This is a genomic window from Nesterenkonia sandarakina (assembly GCF_013410215.1).
Lineage (GTDB): Bacteria > Actinomycetota > Actinomycetes > Actinomycetales > Micrococcaceae > Nesterenkonia > Nesterenkonia sandarakina.
This window is the reverse complement of record NZ_JACCFQ010000001.1, coordinates 140,092-159,519: the sequence shown is the minus strand read 5'-3', so window position 1 is coordinate 159,519 and position 19,428 is coordinate 140,092. Positions and strand designations below refer to the sequence as shown.

Sequence of the window (19,428 nt, the reverse complement as noted above, 5' to 3'; positions counted from 1 at the left end):
GCTGTGTCCCCACCCGAGAACGGAGCCTCATGGCACGTACGCCTCCGGCCGTCGCCGAGGAGCTGACCCCGGAACAGCGCCAGTCAGTCCTTCGCACGCTGAAGTCCCCGCGCCTGCTCAAGACGGAGCTGTTCGCCGGGCTGGTCGTGGCGCTGGCCCTGATCCCCGAGGCCATCGCGTTCTCCATCATCGCCGGCGTCGATCCGCGCTACGGCCTCTTCGCCTCCTTCACCATGGCCGTCTCGATCGCCTTCCTCGGCGGACGACCTGCGATGATCTCCGCCGCCACCGCGGCCACCGCCCTGGTGATCGCCCCTCTGATGGCGAGTCACGGAGTCGAATACCTCATCGCCACAGTGATCCTGGCGGGCATCTTCCAGGTGCTCCTGGCGGTGCTCGGGGTGGCCAAGCTGATGCGCTTCATTCCGCGCTCGGTGATGGTCGGATTCGTCAACGCGCTCGCGATCCTCGTCTTCACCTCGCAGTTCCCCGACCTCATCGGTGTGCCGTGGCTGGTCTATCCGATGGTCGCGCTGGGTCTGGTGATCATCTACCTGCTGCCACGGATCACCACGGTCCTTCCGGCCCCGCTGATCGCCATCGTGCTGATCACGGTGCTGGCCGTGGTCTTCGCCCTGAACGTGCCCACAGTGGGGGACAAGGGCGAGCTGCCGCAGTCGCTCCCGGAGCTGTTCACTCCGGATGTCCCCCTCACCCTGGAGACCTTCCAGATCATCGCTCCCTACGCGCTGGGCATGGCCGCCGTCGGGCTGCTGGAGTCGCTGATGACGGCGAAGCTGGTCGACGACGTCACCGACACCCGCTCGGACAAGGTGCGTGAATCCTGGGGCCAGGGCGCGGCCAACATCATCAGCGGGTTCCTCGGCGGCATCGGGGGCTGCGCGGTCGTCGGGCAGACCATGATCAACGTGAAGGCCTCCGGGGCGCGGACCCGGATATCGACCTTCTGTGCGGGCATCTTCGTACTCATCCTCGCGGTCAGCCTCGGTGAGATCGTGGCGATGATCCCGATGGCCGCGCTGGTGGCGGTGATGATCTTCGTCTCGATCGCGACCTTCGACTGGCACAGCATCAAGCCCTCCACGCTGAAGATGATGCCCAAGTCCGAGACCTCGGTCATGGTGGTCACCGTGATCGCCACGGTCTGGACGCATAACCTGGCCATCGGTGTCGGACTCGGTGTGCTCACCGCGATGGTGCTCTTCGCCCGCCGCGTGGCGCACCTGGCCACGGTTCAGCGCCGAATCGAGACGCACTTCGGGGAGGAGATCGCCAAATACGAGGTCACCGGTGAGCTGTTCTTCGCCTCCTCGAACGATCTCTACACCCAGTTCAACTATGCGGAGGATCCCGATCACGTGGTGATCGACATGTATAACTCCCATGTCTGGGACGCCTCCACGGTGGCCTCGCTGGACGCGATCACCGAGAAGTACTCCAAATACGGCAAGCGGGTGGAGATCTCCGGGCTGAACACCGCCAGCGCAGACCTGCACGGCAGGATGGCCGGCAACCTCGGCGCCGGTCACTGAGCCCACCCGCTCCAGAGGGGCCGCACACAGGGCCGGTGTCCGCAGATGACGACGCCGGCCCTCCGGCATGCCCTGCGCGGTAGGCTTGGAGACATGCCAAGTGCCCAGCCCTCCGCCGCGCCCAGTCCGAACCGGGCCGCCGCCGCACTCCCCGCAGAACTGCTGGCGATCCTGCGCTGCCCGGTCAGCGGCAGCACGCTGCGGCAGGACGGGGATCAGCTGATCTCCGTCACCGACCCCAGCCTGCGCTACCCGATCGAGCGCGGCGTGCCGAAGCTGCTCGCCCCGCGCTGAGCCGGGTTTCTGTACTGCCGAGCGCCCTGACCGGCGAAGGCCCATGATTTTCCATCCGCGACCCGCAAAGGATCCCACACCTATGAGTTTTGACTACCGCATCGCGGACATCTCCCTGCACGAAGCCGGCCGGCACCAGATCCGTCTGGCCGAACACGAGATGCCCGGACTGATGTCCCTGCGCGCGGAGTACGGCGACTCCCAGCCGCTGGCAGGGGCTCGGATCGCCGGCTCGCTGCACATGACCGTGCAGACCGCCGTGCTGATCGAGACCCTCACCGCGCTGGGCGCCGAGGTCCGCTGGGCCAGCTGCAACATCTTCTCCACCCAGGACGAGGCGGCAGCCGCCGTCGTCGTCGGTCCCCACGGCACCGTGGAGGACCCGCAGGGCGTCCCGGTCTTCGCCTGGAAGAACGAGACCCTCGAGGAGTACTGGTGGACCGCCAGCCAGATCTTCGCCTGGCCCGGCGTGGATGAGGACCCCAGCAAGGGTGCGAACATGATCCTCGACGACGGCGCAGATGCCACCATGCTGGTGCACAAGGGTGTCGAGTTCGAGGCCGCCGGCGCGGTGCCCTCGGCGCAGGAGACCGATCCCGAGGAGTACCACTACGTGCTGGCCACGCTGCGGAAATCTCTCCAGGAGAACCCGCAGCGCTGGACCGGGATCGCGAAGAACCTGCGCGGAGTCACCGAGGAGACCACCACCGGTGTGAACCGGCTGTACCAGTTCGCTCGCGAGGGAAAGCTGCTGTTCCCAGCGATCAACGTCAACGACTCGGTGACGAAATCCAAGTTCGACAACAAGTACGGCGTCCGCCACTCGCTGCCCGACGGCATCATGCGCGCCACCGATGTGCTCATCGGCGGCAAGGTCTCCGTGGTCTGCGGCTACGGCGACGTGGGCAAGGGCGCCGCCGAGGCGCTTCGCGGGCAGGGATCCCGCGTGATCATCACCGAGATCGACCCGATCAACGCGCTGCAGGCCGCCATGGACGGCTACCAGGTCGCCCGCCTGGAGGACGTGCTGGAGACCGGCGACATCTTCATCACCACCACCGGCGGCAAGGACATCATCTCCGCCGAGGCGATGCAGAAGATGAAGAACAAGGCCATCGTCGGCAACGTGGGCCACTTCGACAACGAGGTGGACATCGCCGGTCTGGCCGCGATCGAAGGCGTGCAGAAGGTCGAGATCAAGCCGCAGGTGCACGAGTGGGTAATGCCCGCCGACGGCACCCGCGCCGAGGGTCACTCGATCATCCTGCTCTCCGAGGGCCGGCTGCTGAACCTGGGCAACGCCACCGGGCACCCCAGCTTCGTGATGAGCTCCTCCTTCGCGAACCAGACCATCGCGCAGATCGAGCTCTTCGCCAAGACCGCCCCGGACTACACCGGGGAGGACCGCTACGAGACCGACGTCTATGTGCTGCCCAAGGTCCTGGACGAGAAGGTCGCCCGACTCCACCTCGACGCCCTGGGCGCCAAGCTCACCGAGCTCTCCAAGGAACAGGCCGACTACCTCGGCGTGGACGTGGCCGGACCGTACAAGCCCGAGCACTACCGCTACTGATCCTCGCGCGACCACGACGACGGCGCGCCCGCCAGCCTTGTGCTGGTGGGCGCGCCGTTCGCGTATAGCCCCGGCAAAGAGAAACCTGCGTGCCGAGGCCGGCGCCAGCTCATCCGCTCCAGGGGCTCTCGATCCCGACGTACTGGGTGCTGGTGTACTCCGCGATGCCCTCGGCGCCGCCCTCGCGTCCGAGCCCGGACTGCTTGACTCCGCCGAATGGCGCCGCCGCGTTGGAGATCACCCCGACGTTGAGGCCGAGCAGCCCGAAGTCGAGCCGGTCCCCGATGCGCAGCCCGCGGGAGATGTTCTCGGTGAACACGTAGGAGGCCAGCCCGTACTCGGTGGCGTTGGCCATCGCCACCGCCTCATCCTCGGTGCTGAAGGTCAGCACCGGCGCCACCGGCCCGAAGATCTCCTCGCGCACCACCCTGGCCTCGGGGGAGACGTTGCGCAGCAGCGTGGGTGCGAAGAAGTGCCCCGGGCCGTCTCCCCGCTGGCCCCCGACCACCACTTCGGCGCCCCGGCGCACGGCGTCATCGACCAGCTCCGCCACGGAGGTGCAGGCCTTCGCGTCGATCAGCGGGCCGACGTCGACGCCGTCCTCGAGCCCGGACCCGACCTGCAGCGCGGACATGCGCTGAGCCAGCTTCGCGATGAACTCTTCGGCCACCGATTCCTGGACCAGGACCCGGTTGGCCGCGGTGCAGGCCTCGCCCATATTGCGCAGCTTCGCCGCCATCGCCCCGGCCACAGCCTTGTCCAGGTCTGCATCCTCGAACACGATCAGCGGCCCATTCCCGCCGAGCTCCATGGAGGTGCGCAGCACGTTCTCGGTGGCCTGCTTCATCAGCTGCTTGCCCACCGCGGTGGAGCCGGTGAAAGAGATCTTGCGCAGCCGCGGATCCGCCATCAGCGGCCCGGAGATCGACGCCGGGGAGTCGGTGGGCAGCACGTTGAGCACCCCGCCGGGTAGCCCGGCCTCAGACATCAGAGCTGTGAAGTACAGCGAGGTCAGCGGGGTCAGCGCTGCCGGTTTCAGGATCATCGTGCATCCAGCGGCCAGGGCCGGGGCGACCTTCCGGGTGGCCATCGCCAGCGGGAAGTTCCACGGGGTGATCAGCAGGCAGGGGCCCACCGGTTTGCGGGTGATCAGCATCCGCAGGTTCCCCTCCGGGGTGTCCGCGTAGCGTCCATGATCACGCACCGCCTCCTCGGAGAACCAGCGCAGGAACTCCCCGCCGTAGCTGACCTCTCCGCGGGACTGCGCCAGCGGCTTGCCCATCTCCAGGGTCATCAGCAGCGCGAGCTCCTCGGCATGGTCCTGGACCAGGTCGAAGCCGCGCCGCAGGATCTCCGCGCGGACCCGGGAAGGGGTGCGCGCCCAGGAGTCCTGGGCCTCGGCTGCCGCGTCCATGGCGGAGAGCGCATCGGTCTCATCGGCGGAGGCCACCCGGGTCAGGGTCTCTCCGGTGGCCGGGTCCTCCACTGCGAAGCTGGCTCCGGCGGCGGCCTGCCGCCACTGCCCGTTGATGAACAGGTCGGTGGGCGTCGCGGCGAGCAGCGCGTCGATGCGCTGCCGGCTTGGAGTGGCGCGGCTCGGCGTGGTGCGGGTCTGCGTGGTGCGGGTCTGGGCGGCGGCGTCGTCCTGGACCGGGTGCTGGGATGCTGGAGTGTCCATGGTTCAGCCCTCTCCGCCAGTGATGCTGTGCCGGCGCAGCGCGTTCTCCAGGACTCCCAGTGCGTCCTCCAGCAGCTCCTGGCTGATCACCAGCGGGGGGAGCAGCCGAATCACGTTGCCGTAGGTGCCGCAGGTCAGGATCAGCACGCCCTGAGCCAGGCACTCCGCGGCCACGGCGCGGGTGGTCTCCGGGTCCGGTTCGGTGGTGCCGGGCTTCACCAGCTCCAGGGCCAGCATCGCGCCACGGCCCCGGATGTCACCGATGGGGCCTTGATCGGTGCCCAGCTCATCGGCCAGGGTGCGCAGCCGAGGCAGCACCAGCGCTTCGATGGCGCGGGCCCTCCCGGCGAGGTCGTGGTCCTTCATGGTCTTGATCGCCGCCAGGGCTGCGGCGCAGGCCACTGGGTTTCCGCCGTAGGTGCCGCCGAGCCCGCCGGGGTGCACCGCGTCGAGCAGCTCGGCGCGCCCAGTGACCGCTGAGAGCGGCATGCCTCCGGCGATCCCCTTGGCCATGGTGACCAGGTCCGGGACCACTCCTTCGTTCTGGGAGGCGAACCAGTCACCGGTGCGGCAGAACCCGGACTGCACCTCATCAGCGATGAAGACGACGCCGTGCTTCTGCGCCCAGTCCGCCAGGGTGGGCAGGAACCCTTCGGCAGGAACGATGAATCCGCCTTCGCCCTGGATGGGTTCGATCAGGATCGCGGCGATGGAGCTGGCGCCGATCTGTTTCTCCATCTGATCGATGGCCCGCTTCGCCGCGGTCTTGCCGCTGATCTTCGGGTGCGCGTCGCGGTAGGGGTAGCTCATCGGCATCCGGTAGACCTCCGGGGCGAAGGGCCCGAAGTTGGATTTATACGGCATGGACTTCGCGGTCAGCGCCATGGTCAGGTTCGTGCGCCCGTGGTAGGCGTGGTCGAAGGCCACCACGGCCTGCCGGCCCGTGGCGAGCCGGGCGATCTTCACCGCGTTCTCCACTGCTTCGGCCCCGGAGTTGAACAGCACGGTGCGCTTGGTGTGCTCGCCCGGGGTCAGTCGGGCCAGCTCCTCGGCGACTTCGATGTAGCCCTGGTAGGGGGTCACCATGAAACAGGTGTGCGTGAAGTGCGTCACCTGCTCGGCCACCGCGGTGACCACGGCGGGGTCGCTGGCGCCCACCGAGGTGACCGCGATCCCGGAGCCCAGGTCCACGAAGCTGTTGCCGTCGACGTCGCGGATCACGCCGCCGTCAGCGTCGGCGACGTAGACCGGCATCACGGAGACCGCGCTGGAGGGCACGGCGGCCGCTCGGCGCTGCGCCAGCTCCCTGGAGGCCGGTCCTGGGACCTCGGTGAGCAGCTCGCGGCGCTGTGGGAGCCGGGTCGGCAGGTCCGTGAGCGACTGGGGCGGGCCGGGGGTGGTGCTGGTCGGGGTGGTCATCGGAGTCTGCCTTTCACAAGAGGGATGTGCTGCGCTGGGGGTGCGGGGGAGGAGTGGGGAGGGGAGTCGGTGCCGGGTTGCTGCGTGCCAGCCCAGTGTCGGTTCTGGCGTGAACGGGGCGGTTCAGAGCCGCGGGGTCAGCGGCGGTTCGGTGCGGCGCCTGCCCGTGGCCTCGAAGGCGGCGGCGATCTGCAGCAGCCGGGCGTCGTCATGGGCGCGCCCGGCGAAGGTCAGTCCCACCGGCATCGACGTGTCGGCCATGGTGCCCATGGGCACGGTCACGGTGGGAATCCCCAGGTGGCGCCAGACCAGGTTGCCGTTGGCCACCCAGACCCCGTTGCGCCAGGCCAGCTCGGCCGATGCCTCGGAGGTGTCGGCATCGGCGGGGCCCACGTCGGCCACCGCAGGGAAGGCGATCACATCGAAGCCGTGCTGGTCCAGCCACTGCTCGAAGTCCAGCTCCCGGGTGCGCAGGAGACCCTCGATGCCCTCGCGCATCAGCGGCAGGGTCTCCAGGCGCAGGTTGGGGTGCTCGCGCACGAGCTCGGGCAGGGTCGCGATGTCATCCTCGAAGCCGTCGTAGCGATCCGGCAGCGCCCCGGGCGGAGTCGGGAAGATCTGCGCCCCGTCCACGCGGACCATGCTGTGCAGCGCGGGATCCGCGTTCGCGGCCAGAAAGTCCTCGCAGGCCCAGGCGGAGAGCAGCCCCACCTCCTGGCGCAGGTACTCCGGGGGGACGAGCCCCCGGGTCGTGATGCTCGGCGCATCGGGCCGGTCGCCCTCGTAGTTGGAGACCACCGGCAGGTCGCTGCGCGTGAGCCTGGCACCGGCGGCGCGAAGGCTCTCTGCGGCGGTCTCCCACAGGGTGAGCACCGAGGCGCGCGGAGACACCGGGCGCCCGGTGGACCCGCCGATGCCGGTGATCCCACTGGGACTTGGGCCACGCGTCCCGGCCTCCGGGTCCTCGCCCAGGTATATCCGTGGCACGCCGATGCTGACCCCGGTGAGGATCTCGCGGGCGGTCTCCTCATCTGGTGCGCCCAGGCTGGTGTAGGAGGCGGGGCGCAGGGCTGAGGTCGGGGGCAGCCGGTGCCAGGGTTGGACGCGCCAGAAGTCTCCCCGGGGGTGCGGATCATCGGCGACGATGACCTCCAGGATCTCGAGCATGTCGGTCATGCTGCGGGTGTGCGGCACGATGACGTCCATAGTGGGCACCAGCGGCCAGTTCCCGCGCATGGAGATCACCCCCCAGGAGGGGGTGTACGCGCAGAGCGCGTTGTTCGACGCCGGGGCGCGGCCAGAGGACCAGGTCTCCTCCGCCAGGCCGAAGCTGGCGAAGCTGGCCGCAGTGGCGGTGCCGGACCCGTTGGAGGACCCCGAGGCGAAGGCCGAGGTCAGATACTCGGAGTTGTAGGGGCTCTCCGCCCGGCCGTAGAGGCCGCGCTGCATCCCGCCGTTGGCCAGCGGGGGCATGTTCGTGAGCCCCAGCAGGATCGCGCCGGCGCCGCGCAGCCGCCCCACCACGAAGGAATCCTGGCCGGCCACCAGTTCCGCGAAGGCGGGGGAGCCGGCGGCCACGGTCAGCCCCTCCGCCTTATAGCTGTCCTTGGCGGTGTAGGGGATCCCCTCCAGGGAGCCCAGCGGCTCACCGGCGGCGCGCCGGGCGTCGCTGGCCCGGGCTTCTTCCAGGGCGCGTGGATTCAGCACGACCACGGAGCCCAGCGCGGGTCCGTGGCGGCCGGCACGCTGGTCATAGGCCTCGATCCGATCCAGGTAGGCCTGCACCAGCGCCTCGCTGGTGACCTCGCCGCCCTCCAGAGCCGCGCGGAGCTCGGGGATCGTGGCTTCGACGACGTCAAAGGTCGTGGCGCTCATCCGCGACCCGGCCCTGCGCTCTGGCCTGCCGGCGCGCTCTGGCCTGCCGGTGCCTTCTGGTCCAGCGGAGCCCTCTGGTCCAGCGGAGCGGCGCGGTTGACCGGCGCCGGCTGCTGCTGGGTGATGCAGTGGATGCCACCGCCGAATCGCAGGATGTCCCGGGCGTCGAGCAGCTCGATGCGCCGGTCGGGGTAGGCCTGCGCCAGGATCGCGGCGGCGTCGTCGTCGTGCGGGTCGTCATAGGCGCACAGCAGCACCACGCCGTTGGCCACATAGTGGTTGATATAGGTCCAGTCCACGTGCTCACCGTCGTCCAGGATGGTCTTCGGAGCCGGCACGTCGATGATCTGGAACGGCTCGCCGGCGGCGTCGCGCGCGGTCTCCAGGAAGGTGCGCAGCTCACGGGTGACCGCATGGTCGGGGTGTTCCGGGTCATCCTGCCGGTGCAGCAGGATGCTCCCGGACGGGGTGAAGGCGGCGAACATGTCCACGTGGCCGCGGGTGCCGAACTCCTCGTAGTCACGGGTCAGTCCGCGCGGGAACCACACGGCCTGGGTGGTGCCCAGCAGGGCGTGGATCTCGGCTTCGACCTGGGCGTGGGAGAGCTCCGGGTTGCGGCCCGGATCGCGCTGCACCGTCTCGGTGAGCAGGACCGTGCCGCGTCCGTCCACGTGGAAGGCGCCTCCCTCGTTGACCAGCAGGCTGGAGACCCGGGCCGCTCCGGTCACCGCGGTGATCGCGGCCGCGATGTGTTCATCCTTGGTCCAGGTGGCCCAGCTCTGGGCACCCCAGCCGTTGAACACCCAGTCCACGGCGGCCAGCTCGCCGTCAGCCCGGTGCACGAAGCTGGGGCCGATATCGCGCATCCAGGCGTCGTCCAGGGGCATCGGGCGCAGCGTCACGGCGTCGCCGAGCAGCTCCTGGGCGATCGGAAGGTCCAACGGCGCGCTCACCACGGTGACCGGCTCATACTCAGCGATCTTCCGCGCCACGCGTGCCCAGGCCTCCCGGGCGGCGCCCAGTGTGGCGGAGCCGGGCTCTCCGAAGGTGGCATTGGCGGGCGGGAACGCCATCCAGGTGCGCTCATGAGGGGCCCATTCCGGGGGCATGCGCAGTGTGGTGTCAGGGGAGGTCATGGGGCTCCGTCAGGTGGTGGGGAACTCGGTGGTCTCGAAGCGGCGGCGGAAGAACTCCGGCCGCTTGTGGTGCTGCCAGAACATCGCCGCGATGCCCAGGACGAAGACGAACATGCCCAGGATGAAGACCAGGCCGACGCCGCCGATCTCCGAGCCCGAGCCGTAGTCCGGATCCATGGAGTCCCAGATGGTCTGGAAGAAGAAGATCAGCAGCAGGATCCCGCCCACCAGGGGTGCCAGGAGCTTGTTGAAGAAATCTCCGGCCGAGGTCGTGGCCTCCTTGCGGAAGTACCAGACGCAGGCCAGGGCGGTGATCCCGTAGTAGAAGCAGACCATCATGCCCAGCGTGGTGATGGTGTCCCACAAGACGTTCTCCGAGATGATGCGCATCACCACGTAGAACGCTGAGGCGATCACCACCGCGACCACGGTGGCGTAGGCCGGCGTCTGGTACCGCGGGCTGACCTGCGAGTACTTGCGGTTCAGCGCTCCGTAGTGGCCCATGGCCAGCATCGTCCGGGCCGGGGAGATCATCGTGGACTGCAGCGAGGCCGCCGAGGAGGAGAGCACCGCCAGGGACATCAGGATCGCCATCGGTCCCATGACCGGACCGGCCAGCGCGGCGAAGACGTTCTCCTGGATGTCTGGGTTGCCCAGGCCGAACTCGCCGTCGGAGACCCCGGAGAAGGTCAGCGCACCCAGGGTGACCACGGTGTAGAGGCTGACCACCACCAGGATGGTCAGGATGGCGGCCCGGCCCGGGGTGGTGGTGGTGCCGCGGGATTCCTCATTCATGGTCAGCACCACGTCCCAGCCCCAGTAGATGAACACCGAGAGCGCGATGCCTGCGGAGAAGGCGGAGAAGGACTCGATGCCGAAGGGGTTGAACCACTCCCAGCTGAAGGCGGTCGCGTCGAAGGCTGAGCCAGCCGCGACCTGCCGGAAGGCCGCGACGGCGAACCACAGCAGCACCAGCACCTGGAAGGAGACCAGCACATACTGCACGGTCTTGGTGGTCTCCATGCCCCGGTAGGAGACATAGGCGGCCGCCGCCATGAAGATCACGCAGGTGATCACGTTGACCGGAACGTTCCGGGTCAGCTCCGCGATGGAGTCGACTCCGGTGATCTGGCTGATCGCGAGGTAGAAGAAGTCCACCGCGATCCCGGCCAGGTTGGAGAGCACCAGGATGGTCGCGGCGAGCAGCCCCCAGCTGCCCATCCAGCCGATCCACGGGCCGAAGGCCTTCGAGGCCCAGGTGAAGGTGGTCCCGGCATCAGGCATCGCCCGGTTGAGCTGACGGTAACCCAGCGCGACCAGCAGCATCGGCAGGAACCCGACGATGAGCACCGCCGGCAGGTGGTCCCCGACGGCGGAGGCGGTCGGGCCCAGCGCCCCGGAGAGGGTGTAGGCGGGAGCGATCGTGGACACGCCGATCACCACGGCGCCGAGGGCGCCGATGCTGCCGATGCTCAGTCCCTTGCTGTGCGTGTGCTGGCCTGGCGCCTGGACGCCGGTGCTGCGTGGTTCGGTCATGATGGTCTCCTCGGTCAGCGCGCGCCAGGCGCACCGGTGTCAGGGTCGCGCGGCAGCAGGACCATGGGGATCGGAAGGTGGGAGAGCACCCGGGCGGCCGTCATGCCCAGGAAGATGTGCCGGCGTCGTGCCAGCGGGGAGGAGCCGATGAGCAGGATCCCGCCCTGCGGCCAGTCCACCGTGCCCACTGCGTGGCGCAGCGTGCGTCCGGTGGCGAGGATGTGCCGGCCCGACTGTTCGGATCCCGTGTCAGACCCGGCGAGACGTTGATCGCCGGGCCCCGTAGCAGCTGCGGCGCTAGGATCCCCGGTCCCGGGGCCGGTGCTGTTGCCGGCGCTGGATTCCTTGTCTTCGAAGGTCACATAGGTCAGCTCGGTGCCGAGCTGAGCGGCCCAGGACTGACCGGAACGGGTCACCTGATGATCCGGGTGAGCCGCGGAGACCGCCGCCATCACATCGGTGATCTGGGTCTCCGCGCGGTATCCGGAAGGGGCCAGGGCGACCGGCACCGGGGAGCTGTGCAGCAGGGCGGTCACCGCAGGGTGGGTCATGATTCGGCCGAACCCGATGCCGGAACCGGTGACCAGCACGTCGGACTCCAGCTCCTGCACCGCGCTGACCAGACCCTCGGCCACCGAGCCTGCCGGGCGGATATGGCTGTGGTGCCGGATCTGCTCCGGGATGACGGCCTCGGCCTCGGCGATCCAGCGCTGCGCCTGTTCGGTGATGATCTCCACCACGCTGCCCACCGGGGGGTACTCCTGTTTGAACGCCGAGTCCTGACGGACCACCAGGATCAGGTCCAGCCGGGCCTGGGCCGCGCGGGCCAGGGCGATGCCCAGCGCCAGGGCATCGTGGCTGCGCTCATCGCCGCCGAAGCCCACCGCCACCCGGCGGATGCCGTGTTCAGCCATGGTTCACCTCCAAAGGATCGGTCTGCTCCGCGACCTGGTCGCCGCGCTGGCCGTTGTGGTCGCCGTGGTCGCCGCCCGTGTTGAGCCGGTGCACGATGTCCTGGGCGGCCCGTCGTCCCTGCCGCAGGGCGCCGTCGACGTGCTGGTAACCCTCCGCGGCCAGGTCCGAGCAGGCCCAGTGCAGCGGTCCCACGGCGCTGCGCTGATGCGCGCCGTAGCGGGAGAGGCCGCCGATGTCGAAGCTCGCCGCGTAGGCGCCCCGGGTCCATTCCTCGGCACCGAAGTCCGATTCGTAGTAGACCTCCGGGGTCAGCGCCTGCTCGCCCAGGTATGCGGCCAGGGACCTCAGGATGGATTCCCGGCGCTCCTCGGCGGGGAGGCTGAACATCTGATCGGCCAGCTCGTCCGAGACGAACGCGACCAGCGTGCCGCGACTGTCCAGGTGGTTGGTGTTGTCATAGACCTCCTGGCAGATCTCGTTGGGACCGAAGCCGGTGCCGGAGAGTCCCTGTTCGCGCCAGAAGGGGCGGCCGTAGACGGCGTGGACCTTGATGACCAGGCCCATGGACTGATGCTGGTGCATCTGATGCTGAAGCCGCGGCAGCGGCGGTTCGAAGCTGATCCGCGAGTACAGGTTCGGCGGCACCGCGACGACGACTTCCCGGGCACGGACGGTGAGCCGGTCCGAGAAGACGGTGGCTCCGCCTGCAGGGTCCCAGGCGATGGTGCGCACCGGGGAGGAGAGCTGCACCGAGTCCTCCGGGAGGCCGGCGTGCATCGCCTCAGAGACGCTCTGCATCCCGCCGACCACACGCCGGTCCAGGATGAAGTCCTCATCCACCAGGTTGCTGAAGGATCCTGCGGAGGCCGCCATCAAGACCGCCTGCAGCGCGGAGAATGCGTGGTCGGGCTTGGTGAGCATGCCGCCGGCGAGGAAGATCGCGATGTTCTCCCGCGCCGCCTCATCCTCGGTCTGGCTGCGCAGCCATTCATTGAAGGTCACCGTGTCGAGCTCGCGCGCAGCGGGGTGCGACCAGGGCTCCTGGGGTCCGATCGACGCGGCCAGCTCATCGAGGGTCCCGATGATCCGCTCCATCTCCGCAACCGTCTGCTCGCTGGCGGGGAACATCTCGCCGGTGAACTCGTGGCGCACCCCGCTCCGGTCCAGGTAGACGCTGGCTCCCTCGCGGTAGCGGGAGAAGGTCTCCATGCCCAGTTCTTCCAGCAGCTCCAGGAGCACCGTCTGGTCCGGTGAGACCCACTGGCCGCCGATCTCCAGGAAGGCTCCGTCGATCTCTTGGGACCAGGTGCGTCCCCCGACACGGTCGCGCGCCTCCAGCACGATCGTGGAGAGGCCGGCTGCACGCAGCGTCCGGGCGGCCATCAGTCCGGCCGGCCCCGCACCGACGACGACGACGTCGCACTCTCGCGCCTGGCTGCTGCCCAGTGATCGCTTGGCATCCATGGTGTTCCCCTTCACAGATAAATTAACTATATTCATTAACGGACAGCCGCAGACGGTTGTCAAGGCCTGGGGCAGATTTTCATCGGTGCGAGGTCGGGCTCATAGACTGACGATCTGTGACCGACTGCCACGGGACCGAACGAGCGCGTGGCAGCGCCCGCATGTGCGGGACATGAGCAAAGGAACGAGCGCAGTGACGCCGGAGAAGATGCGATCTCGAGGGCGAGGCCGACCGACCTCCCCAGTGCTCTCCCGTGCGGTGATCGCCGGGAAGGCGATGACCCTGGTGGAGGAGCGCGGGTATGACCACCTGACGATGGCGGGCCTGGCGCGCAAGCTCGGAGTCTCGGCCTCTGCGCTGTACAACCATGTCGCGTCCAAGCAGGACGTGCTGGTGCTGATCCAGGAACGCCTCAACGAGGGAATCGACTGCAGCGCCTTCGATCGCCTCCCGTGGCCTGAGGCGCTGATCGCCTGGGCGCGCTCCTACCGGGAGTGCTACATCGAGCACACTGAGCTGATTCCGCTGATCGCGGTGCTGCCCGTCGCCGATGCCCCGCAGTCGCTGCGGATGTACGAGCGGGTCTTCCATGCGCTGCATTCCGCGGGGATCGAGGGCCGCGACGCGGTGGACATCATCGTCGGGATCGAGGCGCTGGTGTTCGGGGCCGCCTACGACGCCTCAGCCCCGGCGAACATCTTTGACCCCGGCGCCAGCGTGGAGATCGCCCCCACCTTTGCCCAAGCCGCTGAGCTGCGAGCCGCCGACGCCCGCGCCTCGGCGGACCGAGCCTTCGAGATGACCCTGGAGATCCTGGTGGAGGGGGTCGCCCGACGGGTTCGCAGCGGTGAGGCGTTCAGTCCAGGGCATGCATGACGTGCTTGACCCGGGTGTACTCCTCCACTGAGTAGATCGAGAGGTCCTTGCCGTAGCCGGAGGACTTGAATCCGCCGTGTGGCATCTCCGCCACGAGCAGCAGGTGGGTGTTGACCCAGACGCAGCCGAAGTCGAGGTCCCGGCTCATCCGCATCGCCTGCCCCTGGTTCGTGGTCCAGACGCTGGAGGCCAGTGCGTAGTCCACCCCGTTGGCCAGCTCCACGGCCTGTGCCTCGGAGCTGAAGGGCTGGACCGTGAGCACCGGGGCGAAGGTCTCCTCCTGGACCAGCTCGTCGTCCTGATGCAGGCCGGTGATGATCGTGGGCTCCACGAAGAATCCGGCGGCGTCCTCCGCTGGGACGCCCCCGGTGATCACGGTGGCGTGCTCGGGGATGTTCTTCAGCTTGTTGCAGACCGTCTCGAAGTGGCGGGCGTTGTTCAGCGGGCCGTAGTCGTTCTTGGCGTCATCGAGCTCCCCGGTGGTGAGCTTCGCGGCCTGGGCGGCGAGCAGCGTCACGAACTCGTCGTGGACGCTGTCCTGGACCAGCACACGGGTGACGGCGGTGCAGTCCTGACCGGCGTTGAAGGTGCCGAAGGTCAGGATCATCTCCGCGGCCTTCTCAAGGTCCGCGTCGGCGAAGACCACCGCGGGAGCCTTCCCACCAAGCTCCAGGTGCGCGCGTTTGACCGATTTCGCGGCGGAGGTCGCGACCGCCTGGCCGGCACGGACCGAGCCGGTGATCGCCACCATTGCGGCGGTGCCATGTTCTGAGAGCAGCTGTCCGGTGCTGCCGTCGCCGAGCACCACGTTGAAGACTCCGGCGGGGAAGACCTCTCCAGCCAGGCGCGCGAGCACCAGCGTGGATTCTGGGGTGGTCTCTGAGGGCTTGAGCACGATGGTGTTGCCGGCGGCCAGGGCGGGTCCGATCTTCCACACCGCCATCATCAGCGGGAAGTTCCACGGAGTGATCTGTGCGACGACGCCCAGCGGTTCACGCCGGACGTAGGAGGTGTGCCCTTCCAGGTACTCTGCGGCTCCGCGTCCTTCGAGCAGCCGTGCGGCGCCGGCGAAGAAGCGCAGCTGGTCCGCACCCGCGGCCACCTCTTCCTCCGCGATGATCCTGCGGGGCTGCCCGGTGTTGCGGTGCTGCGCCTCGACCAGCTCTTCAGAATGCTGCTCCATCTTGTCCGCCAGGGCCAGCAGGCAGCGCTGTCGCTCGGAGGGCGTCACCGATCTCCAGGAGCCGAAGGCTTCTCGTGCCGCGCGGAAGGCGGCGTCGACGTCAGCCGCGTCGGAGACCGGAGAGACCGCGACGCGCTCCCCGGTGACCGGGCTGGTGACGTCGAAGTCCCCCGAGCCGCTGGCCGCGACGAACGATCCGTTGATGTAGTTCTCAAGCCGCGAGCTCACAGAGATCTCCTCCAGATGCAAATAATGATTACGGTTCATTTTACGATGGGTAGATGTGATGCGCAACACTGGTAGAGAATCTTCATCAGTTCAACCCCTGGGGTGCACCGGTCTGATCCAAGGGTGCACCGATCTGATCGAAGGAGTGCGGATGCGCAAGGTGATGACCGGTCGACGCACGCATCACCACGAGGGGGACCTGGTGGTGTTCATGGTGGGGATGACGATCAATCAGCCGTTGCGGGTGCGCAGCTGGTTTCCGGTGTTCGCAGCGATGCCGAAGATGCTCGAAGAGCTCATGCGGGACCCGGCCTCAGGTCTGCTCGGCTACCGACTGGTGATCGGCCGCGGGGGCCCGCTGTGCATCCAGTACTGGTCCTCCGCGGAGCGTCTCTATGACTACGCCTCGGATCGGGAGGGGCTGCATCGACCGGCATGGGCCGCGTTCAACCGGGGTGCGAAGAAGGTTCCGGGCGCCGTCGGGATCTGGCACGAGACCTATGTGGTGGCGCAGGTGGAGTCGGTCTCGGTGGACACGCCTATCGCGGGGCTCAGTGCGGCGACCGAGTCCGTGGAGCTTGGGCGCGGTCAAGACAGTGCGCGGGATCGGCTTCGGCGAAGGTTCCCTACTCAGGCCTAGCGGAGCGGGTGCCGCCGCATGCCCCACCCGCTCCTCGCCCCTCCTGGCTGGTTGAGTTATCCGGTCCGAACGTATCTACCGGATTACTCAACCAGCCAGGAAGACGGGCGGGTTCAGCTGTAGGGCAGCTGGTGCAGCCGCTGGCCGAGTTGGTGCTGGCGTTCTGCCTGAATGCGCATCCGCCGGTATTCGCGGTTGCGACGCTCGGCCATCACAGCCACGAGGAACTCGGTGGCCGAGGAGGGCGGAGCCGGGGGAGCGACGTGGCCGGCGATCTCCCGGGCGAGCCGGTCGGCGGTGTGCTCCAGGGCCTGGGAGTTGTGCCCCCGCGGACTCTCCTGGATGGTGCGCAGGAAGCGTGACGTGCGGGCGGCCACCGTGTCCGGGATCCGCCCCAGGTCAGCGATCTGGGTCCAGGAGGTCAGCTGAGCCGGGACCGGGAGCAGCATCGGTCGCACCACCGGCTGGCGGACCCGGATCACGTAGGTGCCCGCGACCATGTCGCCCAGACGCTTGGTCCGCCGGCTGAACATCCCAGCGAAGAGCGGGATGATGCCGAAGCTGAGGTAGATCTCCCCGAAGCCGACCAGCGCGCGGATGCCGGCATGCCGGAGTCGGATCGCGCCGCCGTCGTCGCGCACCACCCGGGTGCCGAAGATCAGCCGGCCCACGGATCGGCCCCGGGAGAGGGTCTCCACCGTCATCGGTAGGATCACCAGGCACAGCACTGCGCCGCCGAGCATGATCGCGGCCTCCATGGCGGGGTCCACGACGCCGGCCCCTGCGGCTATCCCGGAGAGGATCACGAAGGCCAGCAGCGCGACCCAGGCGAGGATCAGATCCACGATCAGCGAGGCCGCGCGCGTGATCAGCGAGGCAGCGGGGAGTTCAAGCTCGACGCCTTCACCGGTGATCACATTGCGCATGGCCCAAGCCTAGCGCTCGCCGTCCATGGCGGAACCCGAGCGGCCTGCAGCGCTGCCGGCTGCGGGCCCCTCGGGGCAGGGGGTGCTACGAGGCGGGGGTCCACGGCTGGAGGATCTCGTGCATGGCATCGGTGAGGCTGCGCTGGAGCAGCGGGCCGAAGGAGATCCGCTTCACGCCCATCGCGGAGACCTCCTGCAGGCTCAGCCCTTCGGGCACAGCGCCGTTGACGGGGTGCGCTGTCACGTTCAGTGGAGTGCTCACCGCGCTGAGGATCGTCTCCAGGTGGCCCCGGGTGGGGACCTTCACCGGGTAGAGCGAATCGGCTCCGGCCTGCTCGAGCAGGTGCAGCCGGTGCAGGGCATCCTTCAGCTGGGCCTCCGGGTCCGCGTCTGTGGTGAACGCGTCGGTGCGTCCATTGATCACCAGATGCGTGTCTGTGGCGTCGGCGGCCGCGCGGATCGCCGCAATGTAGGCGGCGTGCTCTTCGGCGGATCGCATCTCATCGATGGAGTGCACCGTGTCTTCGATGTTGATGCCGACCGCCCCGGCCTCCAGGGTCCGGTGCACCAGCTCCTCCGCGGGGGTGTCGTATCCGGACTCCAGGTCCACCGAGACCGGGATCTCGACGACGTCGGTGATCCGCCGCACCACGGCGAGCACCTCGCCGAGCTCCATGGCCTCGCCGTCGGCCTGTCCCAGGGAGTCCGCCACCGGGTGGCTGCCGATGGTCAGGGCCGAGAAGCCCAGGCTCGCGCAGGTCTCGGCGGACCAGGCGTCCCAGACGGTGGGCAGGATGACCGGAGTGGCCTGGTGGTGCAGCTCGAGTAGGCGCTGGGCGTAGTGTGCTGAAGTAGTCATCCCCGCATCGTGGCACATGCTCGACCCCGTGGGAAGACGGCTCGGGTCTCTCCCACCTGGGCGGACCGTTGAGACGGTAGTCTCATGGCGTGGACATCGACGCCTTCATCGCCGTGCATCAGCATGAGTGGGACCGGCTTGCCAAGCTGGCCTCGCGCCGGAGCCTCTCGGCCGGCGAGGCCGATGAGATGCTGCGCCTCTACGAGCGGACCTCCACGCATCTGTCGATGATCCGCGCCGCCGAGCCGGACTCGCCGGTGGTGGCATCGCTCTCCGCCCCGCTGGGTCGGGCTCGGGCGCATCTGACCGGGACCGGAGAGAACGTCTTCGTCTCGAGTGCCTACTTCTTCACCCAGACCCTGCCGGTGGCGTTCTACCGGATCCGATGGCTCACCGTGATCCTGGGAGCCGCCTTCATCGCGGTCACCCTCGCCTTCGCGCTCTGGACCATCCACCACCCGCAGATCGATCTGCTCATGCCTGAGGAGGCCCGGCAGAGCTACGCGGGCACCGAGTTCGTCAACTACTACTCCGAACACCCCAACTCCAGCTTCGCCGCCCAGGTGTGGACCAACAACGCCTGGATCGCGGCCCAGGAGGTCGCCTTCGGGGTCACCGGGGTCTTCGTCCCCTTTGTGCTCTTCGTCAACGCTCAGGGCCTCGGCGTCGCGGCAGGGGTGATGGCCGAGCAGGGCGAGGCCGCCACCTTCTGGCTCTACATCCTGCCGCACGGACTCATGGAGATCACCGCGATCTTCATCGCCGGCGCCGCCGGACTGAGGATCTTCTGGGCCTGGGTCGCGCCGGGTCAGATGCGACGCTCCGCCGCGCTGGCCGCCGAGGGGCGCCGACTGATCACCGTGGCCTTCGGCCTGGTGCTGGTGCTGCTGATCTCCGGAGTCGTAGAAGGCTTCGTGACCCCCTCGGACCTGCCGCATTGGCTGCGCATCGGCATCGGCGCGGCAGTGCTAGCCGGGTACTGGGTCTACACCCTGGTCCTGGGTGGCCGGGCGCACCGGGCCGGAGTCACCGGGGACCTGGGGAAGTACGACGCCGGCGCGGTGGAGCTCACGGCCTGAGCCTCTGCGGGCGAGACGCGTCCCTCGGAGCCGCTGGCGCAGGTTCACGGGTCACCCAGGACGGACCCGAGTCTTGCGGCGTCTGAGTCGGCCCCGGGAGGCCCTCTGGCCCAGGCTCGGGCCCTGCTCAAGGACGCTGATCGATCGCTCTCGCAGGCACGAGGGACCATCAGGGGCACCTGACCCACTCGAG

The 19,428-nt window shown here is 68.5% G+C and carries 16 protein-coding genes; 6 read left to right on the top strand and 10 right to left on the bottom strand.

Features of this window, described 5'->3' with window-relative positions:
• Positions 1-29: 29 nt before the first annotated feature.
• The 3 genes from HNR11_RS00710 to ahcY all read left to right on the top strand — a co-directional run bounded on the left by HNR11_RS00710 (position 30) and on the right by ahcY (position 3,420).
• The gene (locus HNR11_RS00710; protein WP_179440682.1) at positions 30-1,553 is read left to right on the top strand and encodes a SulP family inorganic anion transporter; all 1,524 of its coding nucleotides are present in this window, start codon (positions 30-32) and stop codon (positions 1,551-1,553) included.
• Between the two features lie 93 nt (positions 1,554-1,646).
• Positions 1,647-1,847, top strand: a complete 201-nt coding sequence (locus tag HNR11_RS00705; RefSeq protein WP_179440558.1) for a hypothetical protein — start codon at positions 1,647-1,649, stop codon at positions 1,845-1,847.
• Positions 1,848-1,929: 82 nt separating this feature from the next.
• Positions 1,930-3,420: an adenosylhomocysteinase gene (ahcY, locus tag HNR11_RS00700; protein ID WP_179440681.1), complete on the top strand. Its 1,491-nt coding sequence runs from the start codon at positions 1,930-1,932 to the stop codon at positions 3,418-3,420.
• A 109-nt stretch (positions 3,421-3,529) separates the two neighbouring features.
• On the opposite strand, the gene HNR11_RS00695 is transcribed toward ahcY, so the two are convergent.
• The 7 genes from HNR11_RS00695 to HNR11_RS00665 all read right to left on the bottom strand — a co-directional run bounded on the left by HNR11_RS00695 (position 3,530) and on the right by HNR11_RS00665 (position 13,443).
• Positions 3,530-5,098 (bottom strand): NAD-dependent succinate-semialdehyde dehydrogenase, encoded by a 1,569-nt coding sequence (locus HNR11_RS00695; protein ID WP_179440680.1) that lies wholly within the window; start codon positions 5,096-5,098, stop codon positions 3,530-3,532.
• A gap of 3 nt (positions 5,099-5,101) precedes the next feature.
• On the bottom strand, positions 5,102-6,517 hold the full coding sequence (gene gabT / locus HNR11_RS00690) for a 4-aminobutyrate--2-oxoglutarate transaminase (protein WP_179440679.1): 1,416 nt from the start codon (positions 6,515-6,517) through the stop codon (positions 5,102-5,104).
• 123 nt (positions 6,518-6,640) lie between these two features.
• Positions 6,641-8,392, bottom strand: coding sequence for an amidase (locus HNR11_RS00685; RefSeq protein WP_179440678.1), 1,752 nt, complete (start codon positions 8,390-8,392; stop codon positions 6,641-6,643).
• Complete coding sequence (locus HNR11_RS00680) at positions 8,389-9,528, bottom strand: agmatine deiminase family protein (protein ID WP_246310280.1); 1,140 nt, start codon at positions 9,526-9,528, stop codon at positions 8,389-8,391. Before HNR11_RS00680 ends, HNR11_RS00685 begins: the two co-directional genes overlap by 4 nt.
• 9 nt (positions 9,529-9,537) lie before the next feature.
• Entirely contained in the window at positions 9,538-11,064 is a 1,527-nt protein-coding gene (locus tag HNR11_RS00675) for an APC family permease (protein WP_179440677.1), read from the bottom strand.
• Between the two features lie 14 nt (positions 11,065-11,078).
• Positions 11,079-11,978 (bottom strand): universal stress protein, encoded by a 900-nt coding sequence (locus HNR11_RS00670; protein ID WP_179440676.1) that lies wholly within the window; start codon positions 11,976-11,978, stop codon positions 11,079-11,081.
• Positions 11,971-13,443 carry a flavin monoamine oxidase family protein gene (locus HNR11_RS00665; RefSeq protein ID WP_179440675.1) on the bottom strand — a complete coding sequence of 491 codons (1,473 nt, stop codon included), beginning with the start codon at positions 13,441-13,443 and terminating at the stop codon, positions 11,971-11,973. Before HNR11_RS00665 ends, HNR11_RS00670 begins: the two co-directional genes overlap by 8 nt.
• 172 nt (positions 13,444-13,615) lie before the next feature.
• Between HNR11_RS00665 and HNR11_RS00660 the strand changes: the two genes are divergently transcribed.
• Positions 13,616-14,320, top strand: coding sequence for a TetR/AcrR family transcriptional regulator (locus HNR11_RS00660; protein WP_179440674.1), 705 nt, complete (start codon positions 13,616-13,618; stop codon positions 14,318-14,320).
• On the opposite strand, the gene HNR11_RS00655 is transcribed toward HNR11_RS00660, so the two are convergent.
• Positions 14,301-15,731: an aminobutyraldehyde dehydrogenase gene (locus HNR11_RS00655; RefSeq protein WP_179440673.1), complete on the bottom strand. Its 1,431-nt coding sequence runs from the start codon at positions 15,729-15,731 to the stop codon at positions 14,301-14,303. The genes HNR11_RS00660 and HNR11_RS00655 overlap by 20 nt on opposite strands.
• 151 nt (positions 15,732-15,882) lie before the next feature.
• Here HNR11_RS00655 and HNR11_RS00650 point away from each other — a divergent pair, with 151 nt between their 5' ends.
• Entirely contained in the window at positions 15,883-16,371 is a 489-nt protein-coding gene (locus tag HNR11_RS00650; protein ID WP_058887295.1) for a DUF4188 domain-containing protein, read from the top strand.
• Positions 16,372-16,484: 113 nt separating this feature from the next.
• On the opposite strand, the gene HNR11_RS00645 is transcribed toward HNR11_RS00650, so the two are convergent.
• Together HNR11_RS00645 and HNR11_RS00640 are read right to left on the bottom strand one after the other, a co-directional pair.
• Entirely contained in the window at positions 16,485-17,297 is an 813-nt protein-coding gene (locus tag HNR11_RS00645) for an RDD family protein (protein WP_179440672.1), read from the bottom strand.
• Between the two features lie 85 nt (positions 17,298-17,382).
• Positions 17,383-18,156 carry an isocitrate lyase/PEP mutase family protein gene (locus HNR11_RS00640; RefSeq protein WP_179440671.1) on the bottom strand — a complete coding sequence of 258 codons (774 nt, stop codon included), beginning with the start codon at positions 18,154-18,156 and terminating at the stop codon, positions 17,383-17,385.
• An 89-nt stretch (positions 18,157-18,245) separates the two neighbouring features.
• Between HNR11_RS00640 and HNR11_RS00635 the strand changes: the two genes are divergently transcribed.
• Positions 18,246-19,235: a stage II sporulation protein M gene (locus tag HNR11_RS00635; protein WP_179440670.1), complete on the top strand. Its 990-nt coding sequence runs from the start codon at positions 18,246-18,248 to the stop codon at positions 19,233-19,235.
• Positions 19,236-19,428: the final 193 nt, after the last annotated feature.

Coding starts and splice junctions, on each gene's coding strand:
- HNR11_RS00710 (WP_179440682.1), top strand. CDS start 30: ATGGCACGTACGCCTCCGGCCGTCGCCGAGGAGCTGACCCCGGAACAG.
- HNR11_RS00705 (WP_179440558.1), top strand. CDS start 1,647: ATGCCAAGTGCCCAGCCCTCCGCCGCGCCCAGTCCGAACCGGGCCGCC.
- ahcY (WP_179440681.1), top strand. CDS start 1,930: ATGAGTTTTGACTACCGCATCGCGGACATCTCCCTGCACGAAGCCGGC.
- HNR11_RS00695 (WP_179440680.1), bottom strand. CDS start 5,098: ATGGACACTCCAGCATCCCAGCACCCGGTCCAGGACGACGCCGCCGCC.
- gabT (WP_179440679.1), bottom strand. CDS start 6,517: ATGACCACCCCGACCAGCACCACCCCCGGCCCGCCCCAGTCGCTCACG.
- HNR11_RS00685 (WP_179440678.1), bottom strand. CDS start 8,392: ATGAGCGCCACGACCTTTGACGTCGTCGAAGCCACGATCCCCGAGCTC.
- HNR11_RS00680 (WP_246310280.1), bottom strand. CDS start 9,528: ATGACCTCCCCTGACACCACACTGCGCATGCCCCCGGAATGGGCCCCT.
- HNR11_RS00675 (WP_179440677.1), bottom strand. CDS start 11,064: ATGACCGAACCACGCAGCACCGGCGTCCAGGCGCCAGGCCAGCACACG.
- HNR11_RS00670 (WP_179440676.1), bottom strand. CDS start 11,978: ATGGCTGAACACGGCATCCGCCGGGTGGCGGTGGGCTTCGGCGGCGAT.
- HNR11_RS00665 (WP_179440675.1), bottom strand. CDS start 13,443: ATGGATGCCAAGCGATCACTGGGCAGCAGCCAGGCGCGAGAGTGCGAC.
- HNR11_RS00660 (WP_179440674.1), top strand. CDS start 13,616: ATGAGCAAAGGAACGAGCGCAGTGACGCCGGAGAAGATGCGATCTCGA.
- HNR11_RS00650 (WP_058887295.1), top strand. CDS start 15,883: ATGCGCAAGGTGATGACCGGTCGACGCACGCATCACCACGAGGGGGAC.
- HNR11_RS00645 (WP_179440672.1), bottom strand. CDS start 17,297: ATGCGCAATGTGATCACCGGTGAAGGCGTCGAGCTTGAACTCCCCGCT.
- HNR11_RS00640 (WP_179440671.1), bottom strand. CDS start 18,156: ATGACTACTTCAGCACACTACGCCCAGCGCCTACTCGAGCTGCACCAC.